This is a genomic window from Nocardia sp. NPDC059236, assembly GCF_042754085.1.
In the GTDB taxonomy this organism is placed as follows: domain Bacteria; phylum Actinomycetota; class Actinomycetes; order Mycobacteriales; family Mycobacteriaceae; genus Nocardia.
This window is the reverse complement of record NZ_JBHZAF010000016.1, coordinates 183,685-201,392: the sequence shown is the minus strand read 5'-3', so window position 1 is coordinate 201,392 and position 17,708 is coordinate 183,685. Positions and strand designations below refer to the sequence as shown.

Sequence of the window (17,708 nt, the reverse complement as noted above, 5' to 3'; positions counted from 1 at the left end):
GGTCAGAAAGCCGATTCTTCGAGGGTCATGATCTCGCTGTCGAGCGCGGCGAGGACCTCGAGGTCGGCGTCCAGTCCGGGCAGCACCTGCTGGGCGAAGAATGTCGCGGTGGCGACCTTGCCCTCGTAGTAGCGGCGATCGGTCTCGGCCGGGTCCGAATCGAGTGCGGTGAGGGCGGTTTCGGCGCCGGCGAGCAGGCGCCACCCGATGAGGAGGTCGCCGACGGCCAGCAGGAAGCGGACCGAGCCGAGGCCCACCTTGTACAGCTCGTCCGGCTGTTCGCCGGCGGCCAGCAGATAGCCGGTCAGGATCCCCGCCATACCCTGGACCCGTTCCAGCGCGACCGACAGCTGATCCTTGGCGAGCTTCAGCTGCTCCGGACCGTCGGCTTCCGCGGTCCGGCGCACCTGGGTGAGCACGTGCCCCAGGGCGACGCCGTGATTGCGGGCGATCTTGCGGAAGAAGAAGTCCTGCGCCTGGATCGCCGTGGTGCCCTCGTACAGCGAGTCGATCTTCGCGTCGCGAATGTACTGTTCGATCGGATAGTCCTGCAGGAAGCCCGAGCCGCCCAGGGTCTGCAGCGATTCCGCCAGATACTGGTAGGCGCGTTCGGAGCCCACCCCCTTCACGATCGGCAGCAGCAGGTCGTTGACGGCTGCGGCCAGCTCCGGGTCCGCACCCGAAATGTGCTGCGCCACCACAGCGTTCTGATGCCCGGCCGTGTAGAGGTAGATCGATCGCAGCCCTTCGGCGTAGGCCTTCTGCAGCAGCAGGGATCGGCGCACGTCAGGGTGGTTGATGATCGTCACCTTCGGGGCCGTCTTGTCGGCCTGCCGGGTCAGATCCGCGCCCTGCACACGCTGCTTCGCGTAGTCCAGCGCGTTCAGGTAGCCGGTGGACAGCGTCGAGATCGCCTTGGTGCCCACCATCATCCGGGCTTCCTCGATCACCTTGAACATCTGCGCGATACCGTCGTGCACCTCGCCCACGAGCCAGCCGACCGCGGGAACGCCGTGCCCGCCGAGGGTCAGCTCACAGGTGGCCGAGGCCTTGAGACCCATCTTGTGCTCGACATTGGTGACGAACACGCCGTTGCGCTCACCGAGCCCACCGGTCTCCGGATCGAAGTGGAACTTCGGCACGAAGAACAGGGACAGGCCCTTGGTGCCCGGACCGGCGCCCTCCGGCCGCGCCAGCACCAGGTGCGCGATGTTCTCGAACAGATCGTCCGAATCCGCGCCGGTGATGAAGCGTTTGACGCCCTCGAGCCGCCAGGAACCGTCCTCCTGCCGAACGGCTTTCGTCCGGCCCGCACCGACGTCGGAGCCGGCGTCGGGCTCGGTGAGCACCATGGTGCCGCCCCAGTTCCGCTCCGTCATCAACTTCGCCCGGTGGCGCTGCTGCTCGGTGCCGACGCCGTGGAGGACATTGGCCATCATCGGGCCGATCAGGTACATGTAGGCGGCCGGTTGCGCACCGAGCACGAATTCCGAGATGGCCCAGGACACCATCGCGGGCGCCGGCATCCCACCGATCTCCTCGGCCTTGCCCACCCGCCACCAGTCCGCGTCGTACCAGGCCCGGACGGCCTGCTTGAAGTCTTCCGGCAGCCGCACCGCGTGTGCCGCCGCGTCGAAAACCGGTGGCGTGCGATCGGTTTCGGCGTAGGGCGCCGCCACGGGTCCCTCGGCGAGGCGGGCCGCTTCGGCCAGCATGGTGCGCACGGTGTCGGCGTCGAGGTCACCGAAGGCGCCCGCGTCCAGGACGGTCCCGAGCCCGAACACCTCGAACAGGTTGAATTCGAGGTCGCGGACGTTGCTCTTGTAATGGCTCACGAGTCACCACTTTTCGAGAAAAGGCACAGGCTGACAATGGCTTGTTAATGACCGATAAGTAAGGAACAGCCATCAATTCCCGCCATTCATGCACTGGTAGCAGGCAACTCGAATCGAATAAGTGAATGGCCGCTAAGTGGTGTAATTCACCGGGCCGTCGCACGGACGCCGACCGGGGCCGCCGCGATCCGCTCGTCGACCGCCACCAGGACGTCGACGAGATCGTCGCGCCACCGCAACCGCGGATTGCGGACGGCCTCGATGACGACCGTGGTGGACGCGCGGATCAGCAGCCGCGCCACCGCCGCCGGGATCTCGGGCCGGACAGCTTCCAACATGCGCCCCCACTGGGCAATGCCGTCCAGGCGGACGCGCCGGTAGCGCTGCACCGCGTCGGTGGGCAGGTGGCGGGTCTCGCTGACCGTAATGGCCAGCAGGTCCGGTTCGTCGACGCCGAATCGTGCGAAGCTGCGCATCAGCGAGCGCATCGACGCCTCGACGCTGCGGGTCCCCGCAACCGCACGTACCAGCGTCAACTGCAGCCACTCGTCCTGACGTCGCACGATCCGATCGAGCAGCTCGGCCTTGTTCGAGAAGTGGTAGTACAGCGCGGGCCCCGAGACCCCCACCGCCGCGCCGATATCCTCGATGCCGACGGCGGCGAAACCGCGGCTGCTGAACAATTTGGCCGCCTCGGCGAGTATCCGCTCGGACCGGAGCGCTCGATCCAGTGCCGCATTCGCACCGTCGAGCCGCGCCGATCGCGCCGGCGAACGTCCCGCCGGACGGTCCGGTAGTTCCGTCCGGATCACCTCGGCGACAACGGAATCGAGCACCTGAGCCGCGATCGGCAGTGGCAGCTCGGTCCGGTGATAGGACGGGCTGACCGCGACCGACAGCACGCACCAGCTCAGCAACTCGACATCGGCGACATTCAGTTCCGGACGGCAGCTGCGAATCCAGTGTCTGAGATATCCGGTGAGTCGGGCGGCGCGCAGAAGCACGGCAGTCCGGTCACCGGGCGCGAGATTGCGGAACTCCAACTGCCACAACCTGGGCAGCTCACGCAGTTCGAGAGCGACGCGGATCAGGGCGGCCGGTGTCGCCGCCCCGGACGGGTCGGCCCGGTGGGCGGCGTCGACGCGCGCCAGGGTCTCGTCGAGGCCGACCAGCAGGCACTGCCCGAGCAGTTCCTGCTTACCGCGGAAGTGCCGATATAGCGCCGGGGCCGAAATGCCCACGGCCGCCGCGATATCGGACATGGAGGTGCCGTGATAGCCATCGTGCGCGAAGGCGTCCAGTGCGGCATTCAAGATCATGGAACGCCGGGTCGAGGGTCGTTTCCTGGTCGCAGCGGTTCTCGTCCGCCGGGGCGCCGGTGCCGACATCCGGTCAGCTCGCTGGCTCACCGACGGCAGCCGATGCCGCCGCCGACCGATCCGATCCGATCGGGTCGGCGTGCGTCGCCGCAGCACCACCCGACGGCCCTTGGCCGGTGCCAACGCCACTCCGCGGTCGTGCCATTTCTCGTCCAGTTCGGTGGTGGGCACCAGTTCGAAATCGCGTAGCAGGCACCTCAGGACGACCTTTATCTCCATGTTCGCGAACTCCGCCCCGATGCACCGCCGGTAACCACCGCCGTAGGGCAGCCGGGAGGTGAAGTCGGGCTTGCCGCCACCATAGCGAGGGAGTGACATTCATGATGGGAAGACTCCCTCTTGGTACCGTCGGTACCGATACCGACGGTACCCCAGTGTGTCTCGCCAGGCGGCGTTCGCCAACAGTGCGTCCCAGACAGGGAAGGCACCTCACCCCGGAGCGACCCGCATCACATCGCCGGCCACCGAGTGACCCTGCCTTTATTTTGTTGTGCAGCAACATAATTCGCCCCAATGCCTCATTGTGCAGGTGTTCAATCGTTGTTCACCGAAAACCTCCCCGCTCGGTCACACCCTCCGGGTGGAGCAACTACAACGATTGAGCGATCGCCCTCTGCTGGGCGACCACGGCGCGGCAACCTGCTGCTGCGCCGGAACTCTCGGTAAAACAACTTCGCCGCCGACGTCGCCGCCGGCACGCTGCCGTCGGTCTCCTGGGTGATCCCGCCGCTGTTCAACTGCGAACATCCCGCACTGCCACCGGCTTTCGGTGCGGTCGGCATCATGCAGGTGCTCGACATCCTGACCTCCAACCCGGCCGTGTGGGAGAAGACCGCGCTCATCGTGTCCTATGACGAGAACGGCGGCTTCTTCGACCACGTCACGCCGCCGACCCCGCCGCCGGGCACCCCCGGGGAATACCTCACCGTGGACTTGAACCGGGTCTGGGACGCGAAGGGCATCGCCGGGCCCATCGGCCTCGGCTACCGGGTGCCCTGCCTGGTCATCTCGCCCTACTCCCGCGGCGGGCTGGTCGCCTCCCAAACCTTCGACCACACCTCCCAGTTGCGTTTGCTGGAAACGCGATTCGGCGTCGACGTACCGAACCTGACCTCCTGGCGGCGCTCCGTCACCGGCGATATGACCTCGGCATTCGACTTCGCGTCCTTGCCGGACAGCACGCGGCCGGCCATCACCGACCCGCGCACCCGCACCGACGCCGCGGTAGCCCAGTGCGGGCCGAACCTCGCCCGCGGCACGGCCACGGTCGGCGTCCCCTACCCGGTCCCGCCGAACTCGATGCCCGCGCAGCTACCCGGCACCCGCCGCCGCCCCAGCGGCACCGCCTGATCCGCGCCGCTATCGGGTGGTGGCAGGAGCGCGATGCAGTTCCTTGCGGTCGTAGTAGCCCGTCACCACCAGGCCCACCAGCAGACCGATCAGCAAACCCAGCAGGGTCATCCAGAACGCGTGACTCAGCCCCGCCGAGCCGTCGCCGTTGAAATAGAGGATGGCGCGCACCCCGAGATACACCTGATGCATCGGCTCGAAATCGGACAGCCACGCAACGGGTTTCGGGATCGCCTCGACCGGGACGGTACCGCCGGACGACGGCAGGCCCAGCACGATGAACAGCACCAGGTTCACCAGCATGCCCAGGGTCCCGAGCGCGGACACGATCGACAGTGCGGTGACTCCGACCGCGATGATGCCGAACGTGCTGTAGAGGAACAGCAGTGGCGGGCGGTCGATCGGCATGCCCAGCCAGTGCCCGATCCCCATGAAGATCGCCGCCACCACGGGTGCGACACCGGTGATGATGCCCCATTTGAGGAACAGCGTCCGCAGCCGGGAGATCGGCACCGGCGGATAGTGGACGTACCAGGGACCGAATTCGGTGGGCGCGAAACCCAGTGCGGAATCGACCATTCCATTGATCACCATCGCGCCGGTGAACCCGGCCAGCAGGACCATCACCGTGTAGAAGAAGGCGGTGAGGCCGTTACCCGTGCCGCTGGGCAGCGGATGAAACGGTGTGACGGTCACGTCGATCGGCGCGGCCAGCATGAGCTTGCTGAGCCCCGGCAGCTGCGGCGCGGGAGCGCCGGCGGGCGCCTGCAGCTGGGTGTTCACCGTTGCGGTGAGACGTTGGCCGACAGTGTCGTTGGCCTGTTTCAACGCCGTGCCGGCGATATTCTGCACCACCTGGGCGCTGAAGGTGCCAGCGCGCGGATTGGTGTACACCGTGATCTGCGGTTGCGTCACGTCCCCGGACACCACGCTCGCGGAGGCGAAAATGCCGAGCCGCTTGGTGAAGTCACTCGGGATGACGATCGCCCCGTACACCTTCCCCGAGCCCAGTTGGTGCTCTGCCTCGTTGATGCCGAGCACCCGCAGATCGACCTTGTCGCCCGGAATCTGCTGCACGAGAGCATCACTGATCTGCTTGCCGACGTTGGTGGGCTGCCCGCCGATCACATCACCGGAGTCCTGATCGACCAGCGCGATCGGAAATCCGTGCAGATGCTTCGCCGGATCCACCACATACGCCAGATACATGGTGGCCAGCAGCGCCATCAGCAGCGACACCACCACAGCCGGGGCCAGCCACACCCGCACGCTCTTGCGCGGGACGCTCGCCGGAACCGTCTCCTCTACGTTCGCCATGTGCACACCCAGCTCTTTCGGTTCAGGGGTTGGTCCCGGTGACCTCTCGGACGAATGCGTCGATGGACTCCTGCATCTGGGTGTGGCCGGGTTCCTCGAGCGGCCGGGGCGCGCGGGTTCAGGTACTGATCGAGGTGGATGTTGTTGCCCTTCCACTCCCAGAACTCCTCGGCCGGCAGGTCGTCTTCGGCCGTGATCCGCAACCGGGGCGGCAGAAACGCCTGGAGTTCCCGCCACGCGGTTTGATCGCGGTGGAGGGTGGCGGATTCGGATTCACGCTTCATCGAAAACTCCTCCGGGTCAAGCAGTTACGACGGCTACCCCTCCGAACGGGGTGGGTTGGTGATGCATGGCCGGATGCTCGAACAACAGTTTGCCCGCCGTTCGCCACGACTTACATCGTGGTCAGAAAGCGAAGGCCCGTCAACAACGCGATCTCCCTCCGAATCTCGATCCACGCCTTTCGATGATCTCCGGCCGGAAACATGGCCATGGCAGCACAGGACATCCCCGCATACCCAGCTCCCGCCCAGCGTCATCCAGGCGCCGCTCCCGCTGGTGTACGAGGTGTTCACCGATCGCGAGCGCAGTGGCGAATACCTGCCCATGCGAACACGCCTGGACCGGCCCGGCACCAGCGCACGCCAGGGCGTAGGTGCGGTCGGATGTGACCTGGACGACCTCACGCCGGTCCAGCCGACCCTCGAGTGACGGTTGCCACGCTCGCGACATGATGAGAAGATTTGTTAGTAACTCTCTCATCCTGTCGCCCTGTGCAGCCGACAGGATCGGTTGATCAAAGGAGATCCACCATGACCGCCGCCGTCGCGCTCGACCACGAGTCCCGAGGTGCACGCCCCGAACGCCGCCCGTTCGGACCCGGCAGCCGGATGTGGGAGGACACCGGACTCGTCACCTTCTCGCTGACGGCCGGCTCGGCATTCCTGCTGCAGACCATGGAACCCTCGATCGCCGCGGTGGTGGACGAGCACTCGACGTTCCGCACCGACGCACTCGGCCGCGCGGCCCGCAGCATCGCCTCGGTGATGATGTGGATCTACGGCGGCGAAGAGGGGCTCGCGGAAGCCGACCGGCTGCGAAAGATGCACGCCACCTTGAACTCCACGGACACACAGGGCGTCAAACACCGCGCCCTGTCCTCCGGCCCCTGGGCCTGGGTGCTCCACACCGCCATCTTCGCCTTCACCGAGGGCAACAAGTACTTCTCCAGCGATCAGTTGACCGAGGCGCAGAAGGAGTCCTATTACCAGGAGGTCGTGCAGCTCATGCGCAACTTCTCGGTGGCCCCCAAGGAGATTCCGCCCACCTATGCCGACTGGCTGCCCTGGTTCGAGGACCAGATCGAAAACCACCTGGTGCCCACGAACGTGGCCTACGACTACCTGAAGGTCATCCGGAACATCGCCCCGCCCACGCAGATTCCCGCGCCACTGCACCCGGTGTGGCGCGTCGCGACCAAACCCGTCGGCCGCCTTCAGTACTTCTTCACCGTAGGCACCACCCCCGACGCCATCCGCGACAAGCTCGGACTGGAATGGACCGCGAAAGACGAACGTGCCCTGCGCATCCTGGGCTGGACCATCGGCCGCACCGTCCCCCTGCTCCCCGAGCGCGTCCGCTACTTCCCCATCGCCTACGAGGCCCGCCGCCTCGAACGCGACCGCGCCCGCCTCCGCAAGATGATCAGCCTGCGTCCCGTGTAATCACCGGGATCGGGGAGCTCTCAGCGTGGGGAATCGGGCGAAATGCCGCGGTGAGAGCTCCCTCGTCAGGACAGCGGCCGAACCGGATGGCGGAGCAGGGTGCGCATGGCGGCGTCCTGGGTCCGGCGCGGGTCCGAGAGGTAGATCTCGTGGTGGCGGCCGTTCATGGTCAGGCGGTGTTCGGCCATGAAGGCTTCCATGCGGGCGAGGGTCTCGGGTTCGGTGGCGTACGGGCCGCGATGCATGACCTGGATGGCGTCGCCCTCGGTGAGCTGTTCGAAAGTGGCTCCGGAGACCATGTCCGGGGTCACCGGGTCGGGCATGCGGATCATCATGGTCCAGTGCCATTCGTCACGCGGCACCTCCAGGGCAGGGCGGTCCGACTCGACCCACCACAGGCCCTCCAGCTTGGGGACCACGAAGTCGTTGCCCTCGGCCTTGGCGATCTTCTTGGCGCCGTAGGCGGCTCGGTACAGGGTCGAGACGGCCTCGGTGTAGGCATCGCCGAGGGGCGCGCCGACACCGCTGACCGTGGCGTAGTTGCAGGTCCGGAAGGTGCGCAGGACGGGGTCGGTGGGGGCGTCGTAGTAGTGCCTGTCGGTCTTGGCCAGGTCCAGTTTCATGGGTGCTCCTCCCTCGGGGTCGATTCGAGAATGCGGTCTCCCGTGACGGGAGGGTCAAACCCGGCGCGGCGTGGCGACCGGGAACCGGACCGCGCACCCCGGTTCCTGGGGCTGGATCGCGGCCGCCGCAAGCACCAAGGTCACTATGGTGAGCATGCGGATGGTGTTGTGGCGCGCGTTGATCGGCGTGCTGCTACTGGTGGTGGGGGTTGTGGCGGTGCCGGGGCGGGCGGGGGCCGAGGCGCAGTATCAATGGCACGAGGAGTTCATCACCGCACCGGACGGGACGCGATTGCACGCGGACGTGCTGCGACCCGTCGGAATCGCCGACGATGTGCGCACACCGGTGATCATGACCGTCAGCCCGTACCGGGCGCACCTCATGCGGTTGAGCGAACCGCGGATCAAGGGCGGGCCGTCCACCGACGATCTGCCGGCGTCGATGTTCCTGCAGGCCGGATACACCTACGTGATCGTGGATCTGCGCGGGTTCGGCGGCTCCAACGGCTGCCCCGACTTCGGCGGGCCGGGCGAGCGGTCGGATGTGAAGACCGCGGTGGAATGGGCTGCGGCACAACCGTGGTCGACCGGCCGGGTCGGGCTGGCCGGCACCTCCTACGAAGGCTGGACCGGGCTCATGGGACTGGCCGAGCAGCCCGCGGGCCTGGCGGCGGTGGCCTCCTTCGAACCGGTCGTGGATCCCAACACCTACCTCTACATGCAGGGCATCGCCTGGAAGTTCTCGCTCAAGCCGATCAGTGAGAATGGTTTCCGGCCCGGCGATCTCGCGGGCTTCGAGCATCTGATGATCGCCTCCACGCCCGCGTATCCGACCGATTCGGCCGAGTACAAAGCGAATGCTTCGAGCATCGATCCGGCCTGCTATCAGCACTACCTCGCCGAAACCACCAACCACGACGCGAATTCCGCATTCTGGCGGGACCGGAATCTGGTGGAGAAGGTGCGGGGCAACACCATTCCGCTGTTCCTCAGCCAGGGCTTCGTCGACTACAACACCCGCCCCGACCGGGTCTTCCCGCTGTGGAACGCGCTCGGCCCGGGCGAGCACAGGGCCTGGTTCGGGCAGTGGGGTCACCGCGACTGCACCGAGAAATGCGGTTCATCCGACTTCGCCACCGAGCTGCTGGCATTCTTCGACCGGCACGTGGCGGGCAAGGACGTGACGGTGCCCGGGCCTCGGATCACCGTCGGCCAGTTCGACGGCCGGTGGCGATCGGAGACCGCGTGGCCGCCCGCCGACAGCCACGCCGTCGACATCGATCTGCGCACCGGACGCTACAACGACCGCGGCCTGGTCCCGGGCGCGGACCGCGAGATCTGGACCGTGACCCAGCCGCTGGACCAGGACCAGCACCTGTCCGGGCAGGCGACGGCCACCCTCGGCCTGGACGGGCCCGCCGCGGCGGCCGTGACGGTCGAGGTCTACGACATCGACCCGAACAACCGGGCGACCGTCATCACCCGCGGCATCGCCCCGGTCACCCCGACCGCCCAGGTCCGGCTGCTCGCCCAGGACTGGCCCATCGCCGCCGGCCACCGGATCGGCATCCGCATCACGGATGTGGTCGACGACGTGTGGGCGCACCCGCCGGCCTTCGCACCGGTCACCGTCACCACGGCCCAGATCCACCTGCCGCTGCTCGCCACGATCCGCACCCCCGACCTGCCCGGCGACACCAGCGAGGCCATTCCGAAGTGGCGGAACGAGAAGTCGGTCTCGCTGACCCCCGATGTGGTGAACAATGCCAGTGTGACCGTGAACTTCCCGCCCAGGGCCGGCGGATAGGCCGATGACCAGCACCGCGCCGACCGACGCCCACACCGTCGACGATGCCACCGCCGAGCGGCTGGCCGCGGCGCTACGCTGCCGAACCGTCTCCTACGAGAACCGTGACCGCATCGACCCCGCCGAGTTCGACCGCCTCATCGCTCACCTCGAACAGTCCTTTCCACTGGTCCACACCCACCTCACCTGGGAAACCTTCGGCCACAGCCGCCTGTACCACTGGGCGGCCGCCGACGGGCCGGATGAGGCTGTGGCGGCGATTCTGCTGGCGCATATGGATGTCGTGCCGGTGGACGATCTGGAGGCGTGGACGCATCCGCCCTTCGACGGGGTGGTGGATAACGAATTCATCTGGGGCCGTGGGGCTATCGATGACAAGAGCCGGGTGCTGGCGATTCTGGAGGCGGTCGAGCGTGCGCTGGGTGCGGGTGTCCGGCCCAGGGAGACCGTGTATCTCGCGTTCGGGCACGACGAGGAGATCTTCGGCGCCGAGGGCGCGGGACGGATGGCGCAGCGGTTGCGTGACGCCGGTGTCCGGGCCCGGTTGCTGGTGGACGAGGGCGGCGTGATCACCACGGGCGTGGCCGACGGGATCGACGTGCCGGTGGCCACGATCATGGTGGGCGAGAAGGGGTTCGCGACGGTGCGACTGTCGGTGACCGATGTGGGCGGGCATTCGTCCATGCCGGGACGCCAGACCGCGGTGGGGCGGCTGGCGCGGGCGGTGGCGCGGATTCAGGATCATCCGTTCCCCCTGCGGTTGACGCCGGTCGCGGTCGACATGCTCACGCGGGTACGGGAATTCATGTCCGAACCGCGCCGGACACTGCTCGGGCTGGTGCACGTGGCCGGGGCCATCGCGGCGCGGGTGCTGGCGGCCCGGCCGCAGACCGAGGCGCTGGTGCGGACCACCACCGCGCCGACCATGATCAGCGGCGGGGTGAAGCCCAATGTACTGCCGCAGCGGGCCGAGGCGTTCGTGAACTTCCGCATCCTGCCGGGCGATTCGGTGGCCGATGTGCTGGCCCACTGCCGGAAGGTGGTGCGGGACAAGGGCGTATCCATCGAACTCGACGGCACCACCTCCGAGCCCTCGGTCGACCCGTCGGCGGGCCCGGACTTCGATCTCGTCGCCGCCGTCGCGCGCGAGGTGGCGCCGGGCATCGCCGTCACCGTCGGTGTCGTCCCGGGCGCCACCGACTCCCGCTACTACGACGATCTCGCGGCCACCCGCTGTAATTTCGCGCCGATCATCCTGACCGCCACCGATCTGGAGCGTATCCACGGCACGGACGAACGCATCTCCCGCGCCGATTACGCCCGATTGATCCGATTCAACCGGCTTCTGCTCGACCACCTGGTCGGCTGACCCCGGCAACCGCCGCTCCCACCGCGCGGATTCGCCCGTCCGGCCCCACGACGCGCCGGATGCGCGAGAATGACTCCGCCGGTACTCGACATTTCGGGCGCACCGTGTTGGGCGGGCGCACCCTCCGGCAGCGTGACGACCTGAAGGGAGCGGCGAATGACCCGCACGGAAACCGGTGAATTCCAAGGAGCGGAGGGCCGCGTGTTCTGGCAGGCGTGGCTGCCCGACGGCGAACCCCGCGCCGTCGCCGAGATCGTGCACGGGTACGCCGAGCACTCCGGCCGGTACGCGCATGTCGCGCAGCGGCTCACCGAGTCCGGGTTCGCGGTCTACGCGCTCGACCACACCGGGCACGGCAGATCGGAGGGCCCGCGGGCGAATGTCGTCTCGCTGGATACCGCGGCCGACAATGTGCGCACCATGCTCACCACCGCCACCGGACGCCATCCCGGACTGCCGACCTTCCTCATCGGCCACAGCATGGGCGGCCTCACCACCGCCTACCTGGCCACCCGCGACCAGCCGGAGGTGACCGGCGTCGTGCTGTCGGCCCCGGCCATCGATATCGAGGCGGGCAATGCGGTGCAGCGCCTGGCCGCGCCGCTGGTGTCGAAGTACCTGCCGAATCTGCCGGTGGTGAAGCTGGATTCGACGCTGGTGAGCCGCGACCCCGAGGTGGTGCGCGCCTACGACGAGGATCCGCTGGTGCACCACGGCGGCGTCCCGGCCCGCACCGCCGGTGAGATGCTGCGTGCGGGCGAGTACGTCAAGTCCCACCTGGACCGCCTGACCGCCCCGCTGCTGGTCCAGCACGGCACCTCCGACGGCCTCGCCTCGCCCACCGGCAGCGACCTGCTGGAGCGGAGCGCGGCGTCGAAGGACAAGACGGTCATTCGCTACGACGGGCTCTACCACGAGATCTACAACGAGCCCGAACAGGACAAGGTGCTCACCGACCTGGTGAACTGGCTCGAAGCGCACCTGCCGCAGAACTGAGCCGGCGGCCGTGATCGGCCGGAATCCACTGCGCCACTCCGGATTCCGGCCGTTGGTCCGCTACCGGTAAGCCTTCAGGCAGGCGTCCTCGCCGTCCAGCACCCCGGTCCGGAAGGCCTCGAGCCGCACGAAGCCGCTGGGGACCACAGCGCCGTTGACGTCGGCGGCGGCCAGTCCGTCGAGCAGTAGTCCGGAGATCGCCGCGTCGAGATCGGTTGCGGAGAGCTGCAAGTCGCTGCCGGGCCGGCTGAGCTGGGTGCTGTACACGCCCGAGAAGCAGGCGGCGCGCAGGCCCGCGGTGCCGGCCCCGGTGATGCTCAGCTTCCGGGCCTGCTGCACGGCGAGCATGTAGCGGGAGACGAAGACGACGAAGGCGTTGTAGTCCCCGCCCACCATGGCGGAGAACAGATCACCGTTGTCACCGGCGACCGCCCGTTTCGCCAGGGCAGGCACGTCGGTGCCGATGACATTGGTGCTCGGACAGTACGAAACCGGTTGGGTCGCGGTCACGTTCGGGCAGGTGCGGGTGACTCCCGTGTAGTCGTAGGCGGGTTCCGGCTGGATCGGGTAGGTGCGGGCCAGCGACTGCGCCACCAGCGTCAGGTCGGGCTGGTCCACCGGCAGCTGCTCGGCCTTGTCCCCCGGCTGGAAACTGGTGGGCAGGGTGCCGCGGCGTTTCTGAAGCTCGCTGCGGGTGATGCCCTTACACGCGGTCGCGCCGTCGGTGTAGCCCATCTGCACGGCGGTGACCCGTTCGAACGCGGTCCCGTGCTCGTCCTGCGACGCGCCGGGTTCCCGGTCCCGGAAGGAGATGACCGCGGCCAGCACGCCGTTCAGCCCGTCGGTGGTGTTGAGGGTGAAGTGCCGCGAATTCCCTTCCGCCACCGAGCGCAGGAACACCCCGGCGAAGCAGTCGGCCTGCTGTTCGCGCACCACGCTCGAGGTGAAGAAGCCGTTCAGTTTGGCCTGCGCCTGGACGGAGTGCCCGTATTCGTGGGCCAGCACCATGACCACCGCCAGCTGCCCGAACTTCTTCACGAGTTCGGGCAGCAGGGTGCCGCGGTCCCAGCCGATGGTCTGGTCGACGCTGCAGTAGGCGGCATTGACCTCCTGATAGGTGCTGCTGCGGCAGAAATCGACGGCCCGGGCACGGGGCGCGGTGGAATCCCAGGAGATGAATCGGGTCACCGCTGTGAAGGTGCCCGGAAAGGTCTTGGCGTACTGCCCTTTCCAGTAGTCGGCGATATCGGAGATGGCGTTCAGGGCCAGCTTGTCGATGGCCCCGCCGTCCCCGTTCTCGGCCCGCAGATCCGCGTCCGGCACCCCGGCCCGGGGACCGCTGGGCCCACTCGCCGAGGTCTGCCCGGTCAGTTCCCACGGATTGGTCGTCGCCGGAGCCGAAACACTCTGTGCGGCTGGTCCTTTGACGGCCGAACAACCGGTGAGGACCACCCCCGCCACCAAGAGCACGACGGCCAGCCCCAGCCGCACCCGCGACGTCCCCATCTCGCCTCCCGCTTACCACTCGGGACCTGCTCCGAGTATCCACCGACATATCGCACGAAGTCCGCGGTCTCGCAACGGCCGGTGGGAATCACCGGCCCGGTCACGGCGCGCCGCTCGCGACACGCATCCGGAAAATCAGCTGAGACGGCCGCCGCATCCATGGCACAGTCGAGCATCATGAGCGACTACCGCCGCCTGAACCGGGCCAACTGGGACGATCGTGCTCCCCTGCACGCCGGTTCCGGCGAGTACGCCCTCGACAAATTCCGGACCGATCCGTCGTTCCTGAGCCACGTGGTCCGCTTCGACCTGCCGCGCCTCGGCGACATCCGCGGTCTGGACGCGGTACACCTGCAATGCCACATCGGCACCGACACGCTCTCCCTCGCCCGGCTGGGCGCCACCATGACCGGCCTCGACTTCTCCCCCGCCTCCCTGGCCGAGGCCCGCAAGCTCGCCGAAGCCAGCTCCACGCCAATCGATTTCGTCGAGGCCGATGTCTACGACGCCGTAACCGTGCTCGGCGCTGCGCGATTCGATCTGGTGTACACCGGCATCGGGGCGCTGTGCTGGCTGCCCGACATCCGCCGGTGGGCCGAGACGGTGGCCGGGCTGCTGCGGCCGGGCGGGCGGCTGTTCATCCGCGACGACCATCCGGTCCGGATGGCCGTGGACGAGGCCCGCACCGACGCGCTCACCCTCGGCTACCCGTACTTCGAGACACCGGAGCCGATGGTGTTCGACGACGGAACCACCTATGTGGACACCGATCTGGCGGTCGCGCACAGCACCACCCACGAGTGGAATCACGGTCTCGGCGAGATCGTGGAGGCCGTCCTGCAGGCCGACCTGACCCTCACCCAGCTCGTCGAGCACCACAGCGTGCCGTGGGAGGCGCTGCCCGGTCGCATGGTGTGCGGCGAGGACTCCGAATGGCGGCTCGCCGAACACCCCGAACGGCTGCCCCTCAGCTTCACCCTGCAGGCACGCAAACTCTGACATCGAAAAATGTTCGTGCGCATCCGGTTCCACCCCGGATACGATCCGGACGCCACATGGAGTAGATCAGCGGTAGATCACCCGGCTCTTAACCGGGAGGGCGCAGGTTCGAATCCTGCCTCCATGCCCACCCTGGCCTAGCTCAGCGGCAGAGCACCCGGCTTCGGACCGGGAGGGCGCGAGTTCGAATCTCGCGGCCAGGTCTGCTTGTCACCGATTCAGGAGTTCCCTTGTCCGATCAGGTCTTTCGCTACCGTCCGCAGCGGTATGCGACGGGGCAGCTGTCCCGCGCGCTGACCGCTATCGCGCGCGCCGGGGCGAACAAGGCCGAACGGACACGGGCAGAAGCCAAGGCGCAACGCTGGCGCGAGGTACTGGACGGGCTGACGAGCGGCCGCGTCACGGTCGGCAGTCGCACCCCCGTCGCCGATCTGCCCGCCTGGGCGACCCTGGAGGTCACACACGGCGGATTCACCACCGGCCGCGGCCTCGCCGAGGCCCCGCTCACCCGGAACGAGGCGGAACGAGTCGCCGACCTGCCCGCCGAGGTGCCCGGCGACAACCCCCGCGAACGTCTCAACCTCTGGTACCTCGGCGACGCCGGCCAGGCCGAACTCCTGGCAGCCCTGCGCACCGGCCACTATCGCATCCAGCTCCCCGAGCAGGCGGCGCTGCTCGTCGTAGCCCTGTTGCTGGACAAGGGTTTTCCCGAGCAGGCGCTCGACCTGGTCGCCGAACTCCGCCCGTACATGTCGCGCCTGCGCTTCACCCCCGTCTTCGACCCCGTGGCCCGCCCCTCCGGCGCGGCGGTGCGCGTGGCGACCGTCGGCGAGGCCGCCGACGCCCTGCGCGCCGTGCGCACCCCGGAACAGCTGACCCTCATGCACGCCACCATCGAGGTCTGGACCCCGCTCTACGACCGTCTGGTCGCACTCTGGTGCGCCACCGTCGACGGCGACCTCCCGTGCCTCGACCCCACCGGCACCGTCACCGGCGGCCTTCCAGGCAGCACCCTCCCGCCCCACTGGATGCACGAACGTGCCCGATGGCTGGCCGATTTCGAGACCGCCCGCGCCACCCGGGAGTTCCGCGGCCGCCACGCCCACCGCAAGAGCAACTTCACCCACCTGCACGAGGCGCTGCTGAGCATCCGCGACGAGGGCGCCGCACAGTCGACGGACGCGGACACTCGGTCGGCACGTACGAGTCTGCTGAACCCGCACCAGGTTGATCGAGTTCGCCGGGCGCTGGCCAACACGCTCACCAGGCACGGGGAACCCGGTAGCGCCGCGCGGGAATCCGCGCGGGCGGAACAGGCGGCCGCTATCGCCGCGCCGCTGTATACGGACTTCGCCGGCGTTCTCGTGACACGCTTCGAACGCTTCCCCACGGATGGTGGCCTGCCCTCGCTGGATCCCGTGACCACTGCCGTCGAGGCGGACGACGGAGTGGCGATCGCCGACGGCACGGCCATCCCGCAGCATTTGCAGGACAAGGCGATTCGGGCGCTCGAAGCGCCCGCCGACGAGCTGGTCCGGCGAGGCGTCATCGGCTCCGGCGAGGTGCTGGCGGCGGTGCTGCCGCAGCTCACCTCCCGGCTACTGGCCGCCGACATCGCGGATCCGGTGGCGGCGAGCCTGTACGAGCAGATGTACACGGCCTTCCGGCAGCGACACAGCCTGCTACTGCTCAACCTCCAGCATCAGGTGCGGTTCGACGAATTGCCCTGGGTCACAGCCCTGCACGCGCTGCGCACGACAATCGGCACCGGGAAGCCGGACGGCGCAACCCACGCCGGGGTGTCCGATGGCGTCCGCTCCAGGAAGTCCCGGGAATCCTGCGACGGGAAATCCGGTGGTGGATCGGCGGCGGCGCGGCGGCTACTGCGGCAGACGACATTGCTGGCGATCGAGTCGTTTCCGGAGGCGGTGCTGCCGAACCCGCTGGTGCGGGAATTCCATACCCTCGCACAGCAGGCCGGGCTGCGGGTGCCGCTGGTCGAGGAGGTGGCGGCGGACATCTTCATGGGCACGTTCACCGAGAAGTGGCGGGCGGCGGCGATCATCGCGAGCCGGACGCTGGCGGGCACGCTGTACCAGCGGTATTACGACCTGCCGTCGGCGGACGACTGGCACGCGGGTGCGCGGAGCGAAATCCGCTGGGGCAAGGCCACTGCCACCGATTTCACGGAGCTGTGTGCGCGGCGCGCCGTCGAGGCGGGCACCCGGCACGACTATGTCGCCCGCAATGGCGCGCTGCTGGAGCAGAGCCAGATCCTGACCACCCACAATCTGGCGGTCCTCGTCGACGCGCTGGATCTGGGCGAACAGCTGCGTGAGTCCGCGCCCGATCTGGCGAACCGCACCTTCGACTGGATCATCCAGCGCCTGAGTCAGCCCGCCCACGGTCATGCCGCCCTCATCCAGGTCAAGAACGCCTCCTACGCGTGGCGGCAGGCCGTATTCCTGCTCAGCTATTGCGATCTCGCCACCCAGACCGGCCAGATCGACCGGCTGATCGACCAGCGCGCTGCCCCGCGCCTGGAGCCGGCCCTCGCGGGATTGGCCCACATCGTTACGGGCGGCCGGTTCGTGCGGAACGGGGTCGAGCCGAACGGCACCGGCCGCCGCCTGCTCGGCTGGGCGGTGGGACGCCACTGGTATTTCGGCTGACCGCAACCGTTTCGGTTGACGACGCCGGAAGTCCGAGCGCTGCCCGCGACCGAATCACTCCCTGACACGGTGGGGTGCGGAACCCGTGCCCCGCCCCTGGCGTCCAAGTGGGGAGATGCCGGACGATGGGA

At 68.1% G+C, this 17,708-nt stretch carries 13 protein-coding genes, 2 tRNA genes and 1 pseudogene; 10 read left to right on the top strand and 6 right to left on the bottom strand.

Going from position 1 to position 17,708, the window contains the following annotated elements:
* Window positions 1–2 precede the first annotated feature (2 nt).
* A complete protein-coding gene (locus ACFXIV_RS34360) occupies window positions 3–1,835 on the bottom strand; it encodes an acyl-CoA dehydrogenase (protein ID WP_379399830.1) in 1,833 nt (610 codons plus the stop codon).
* A gap of 146 nt (window positions 1,836–1,981) precedes the next feature.
* A complete protein-coding gene (locus ACFXIV_RS34355) occupies window positions 1,982–3,532 on the bottom strand; it encodes a cytochrome P450 (RefSeq protein ID WP_379399831.1) in 1,551 nt (516 codons plus the stop codon).
* Between the two features lie 348 nt (window positions 3,533–3,880).
* Between ACFXIV_RS34355 and ACFXIV_RS34350 the strand changes: the two are divergent.
* Window positions 3,881–4,564, top strand: a pseudogene (locus ACFXIV_RS34350) (alkaline phosphatase family protein); the annotation flags it as partial.
* A gap of 9 nt (window positions 4,565–4,573) precedes the next feature.
* Here ACFXIV_RS34350 and ACFXIV_RS34345 read toward each other — a convergent pair.
* A complete protein-coding gene (locus ACFXIV_RS34345; RefSeq protein WP_379399832.1) occupies window positions 4,574–5,881 on the bottom strand; it encodes a YhgE/Pip domain-containing protein in 1,308 nt (435 codons plus the stop codon).
* Window positions 5,869–6,165: a hypothetical protein gene (locus tag ACFXIV_RS34340; RefSeq protein ID WP_379421380.1), complete on the bottom strand. Its 297-nt coding sequence runs from the start codon at window positions 6,163–6,165 to the stop codon at window positions 5,869–5,871. The genes ACFXIV_RS34345 and ACFXIV_RS34340 overlap by 13 nt, the downstream gene beginning before the upstream one ends.
* Window positions 6,166–6,448: 283 nt before the next feature.
* Here ACFXIV_RS34340 and ACFXIV_RS34335 point away from each other — a divergent pair, with 283 nt between their 5' ends.
* On the top strand, window positions 6,449–6,592 hold the full coding sequence (locus ACFXIV_RS34335; protein ID WP_379399833.1) for a hypothetical protein: 144 nt from the start codon (window positions 6,449–6,451) through the stop codon (window positions 6,590–6,592).
* 101 nt (window positions 6,593–6,693) lie between these two features.
* Window positions 6,694–7,605: an oxygenase MpaB family protein gene (locus ACFXIV_RS34330; RefSeq protein ID WP_379399834.1), complete on the top strand. Its 912-nt coding sequence runs from the start codon at window positions 6,694–6,696 to the stop codon at window positions 7,603–7,605.
* Window positions 7,606–7,670: 65 nt separating this feature from the next.
* Here ACFXIV_RS34330 and ACFXIV_RS34325 read toward each other — a convergent pair whose 3' ends face one another.
* Entirely contained in the window at window positions 7,671–8,228 is a 558-nt protein-coding gene (locus tag ACFXIV_RS34325; protein WP_379399835.1) for a GyrI-like domain-containing protein, read from the bottom strand.
* 154 nt (window positions 8,229–8,382) lie between these two features.
* Between ACFXIV_RS34325 and ACFXIV_RS34320 the strand changes: the two genes are divergently transcribed.
* From ACFXIV_RS34320 to ACFXIV_RS34310, 3 genes are all read left to right on the top strand, one after another.
* Window positions 8,383–10,035 carry a CocE/NonD family hydrolase gene (locus ACFXIV_RS34320; RefSeq protein WP_379399836.1) on the top strand — a complete coding sequence of 551 codons (1,653 nt, stop codon included), beginning with the start codon at window positions 8,383–8,385 and terminating at the stop codon, window positions 10,033–10,035.
* 4 nt (window positions 10,036–10,039) lie between these two features.
* Window positions 10,040–11,404 (top strand): M20/M25/M40 family metallo-hydrolase, encoded by a 1,365-nt coding sequence (locus ACFXIV_RS34315; RefSeq protein WP_379399837.1) that lies wholly within the window; start codon window positions 10,040–10,042, stop codon window positions 11,402–11,404.
* A gap of 156 nt (window positions 11,405–11,560) precedes the next feature.
* Complete coding sequence (locus tag ACFXIV_RS34310; RefSeq protein WP_379399838.1) at window positions 11,561–12,400, top strand: alpha/beta hydrolase; 840 nt, start codon at window positions 11,561–11,563, stop codon at window positions 12,398–12,400.
* A gap of 60 nt (window positions 12,401–12,460) precedes the next feature.
* On the opposite strand, the gene ACFXIV_RS34305 is transcribed toward ACFXIV_RS34310, so the two are convergent.
* Window positions 12,461–13,906: a metallopeptidase gene (locus tag ACFXIV_RS34305; protein WP_379399839.1), complete on the bottom strand. Its 1,446-nt coding sequence runs from the start codon at window positions 13,904–13,906 to the stop codon at window positions 12,461–12,463.
* A gap of 177 nt (window positions 13,907–14,083) precedes the next feature.
* Here ACFXIV_RS34305 and ACFXIV_RS34300 point away from each other — a divergent pair, with 177 nt between their 5' ends.
* The 4 genes from ACFXIV_RS34300 (at window position 14,084) to ACFXIV_RS34285 (ending at window position 17,577) form a co-directional block, all read left to right on the top strand.
* Window positions 14,084–14,905 (top strand): class I SAM-dependent methyltransferase, encoded by an 822-nt coding sequence (locus ACFXIV_RS34300; protein WP_379399840.1) that lies wholly within the window; start codon window positions 14,084–14,086, stop codon window positions 14,903–14,905.
* Window positions 14,906–14,960: 55 nt separating this feature from the next.
* Window positions 14,961–15,035, top strand: a tRNA-Lys gene (locus tag ACFXIV_RS34295).
* Window position 15,036: 1 nt separating this feature from the next.
* A tRNA-Arg gene (locus ACFXIV_RS34290) sits at window positions 15,037–15,108 on the top strand.
* Window positions 15,109–15,135: 27 nt separating this feature from the next.
* Window positions 15,136–17,577, top strand: a complete 2,442-nt coding sequence (locus tag ACFXIV_RS34285; RefSeq protein WP_379399841.1) for a hypothetical protein — start codon at window positions 15,136–15,138, stop codon at window positions 17,575–17,577.
* The last annotated feature ends 131 nt before the right edge of the window (window positions 17,578–17,708 follow it).

Coding starts and splice junctions, on each gene's coding strand:
- ACFXIV_RS34355 (WP_379399831.1), bottom strand. CDS start 3,532: ATGTCACTCCCTCGCTATGGTGGCGGCAAGCCCGACTTCACCTCCCGG.
- ACFXIV_RS34345 (WP_379399832.1), bottom strand. CDS start 5,881: ATGGCGAACGTAGAGGAGACGGTTCCGGCGAGCGTCCCGCGCAAGAGC.
- ACFXIV_RS34340 (WP_379421380.1), bottom strand. CDS start 6,165: ATGAAGCGTGAATCCGAATCCGCCACCCTCCACCGCGATCAAACCGCG.
- ACFXIV_RS34330 (WP_379399834.1), top strand. CDS start 6,694: ATGACCGCCGCCGTCGCGCTCGACCACGAGTCCCGAGGTGCACGCCCC.
- ACFXIV_RS34325 (WP_379399835.1), bottom strand. CDS start 8,228: ATGAAACTGGACCTGGCCAAGACCGACAGGCACTACTACGACGCCCCC.
- ACFXIV_RS34320 (WP_379399836.1), top strand. CDS start 8,383: ATGCGGATGGTGTTGTGGCGCGCGTTGATCGGCGTGCTGCTACTGGTG.
- ACFXIV_RS34315 (WP_379399837.1), top strand. CDS start 10,040: ATGACCAGCACCGCGCCGACCGACGCCCACACCGTCGACGATGCCACC.
- ACFXIV_RS34310 (WP_379399838.1), top strand. CDS start 11,561: ATGACCCGCACGGAAACCGGTGAATTCCAAGGAGCGGAGGGCCGCGTG.
- ACFXIV_RS34305 (WP_379399839.1), bottom strand. CDS start 13,906: ATGGGGACGTCGCGGGTGCGGCTGGGGCTGGCCGTCGTGCTCTTGGTG.
- ACFXIV_RS34300 (WP_379399840.1), top strand. CDS start 14,084: ATGAGCGACTACCGCCGCCTGAACCGGGCCAACTGGGACGATCGTGCT.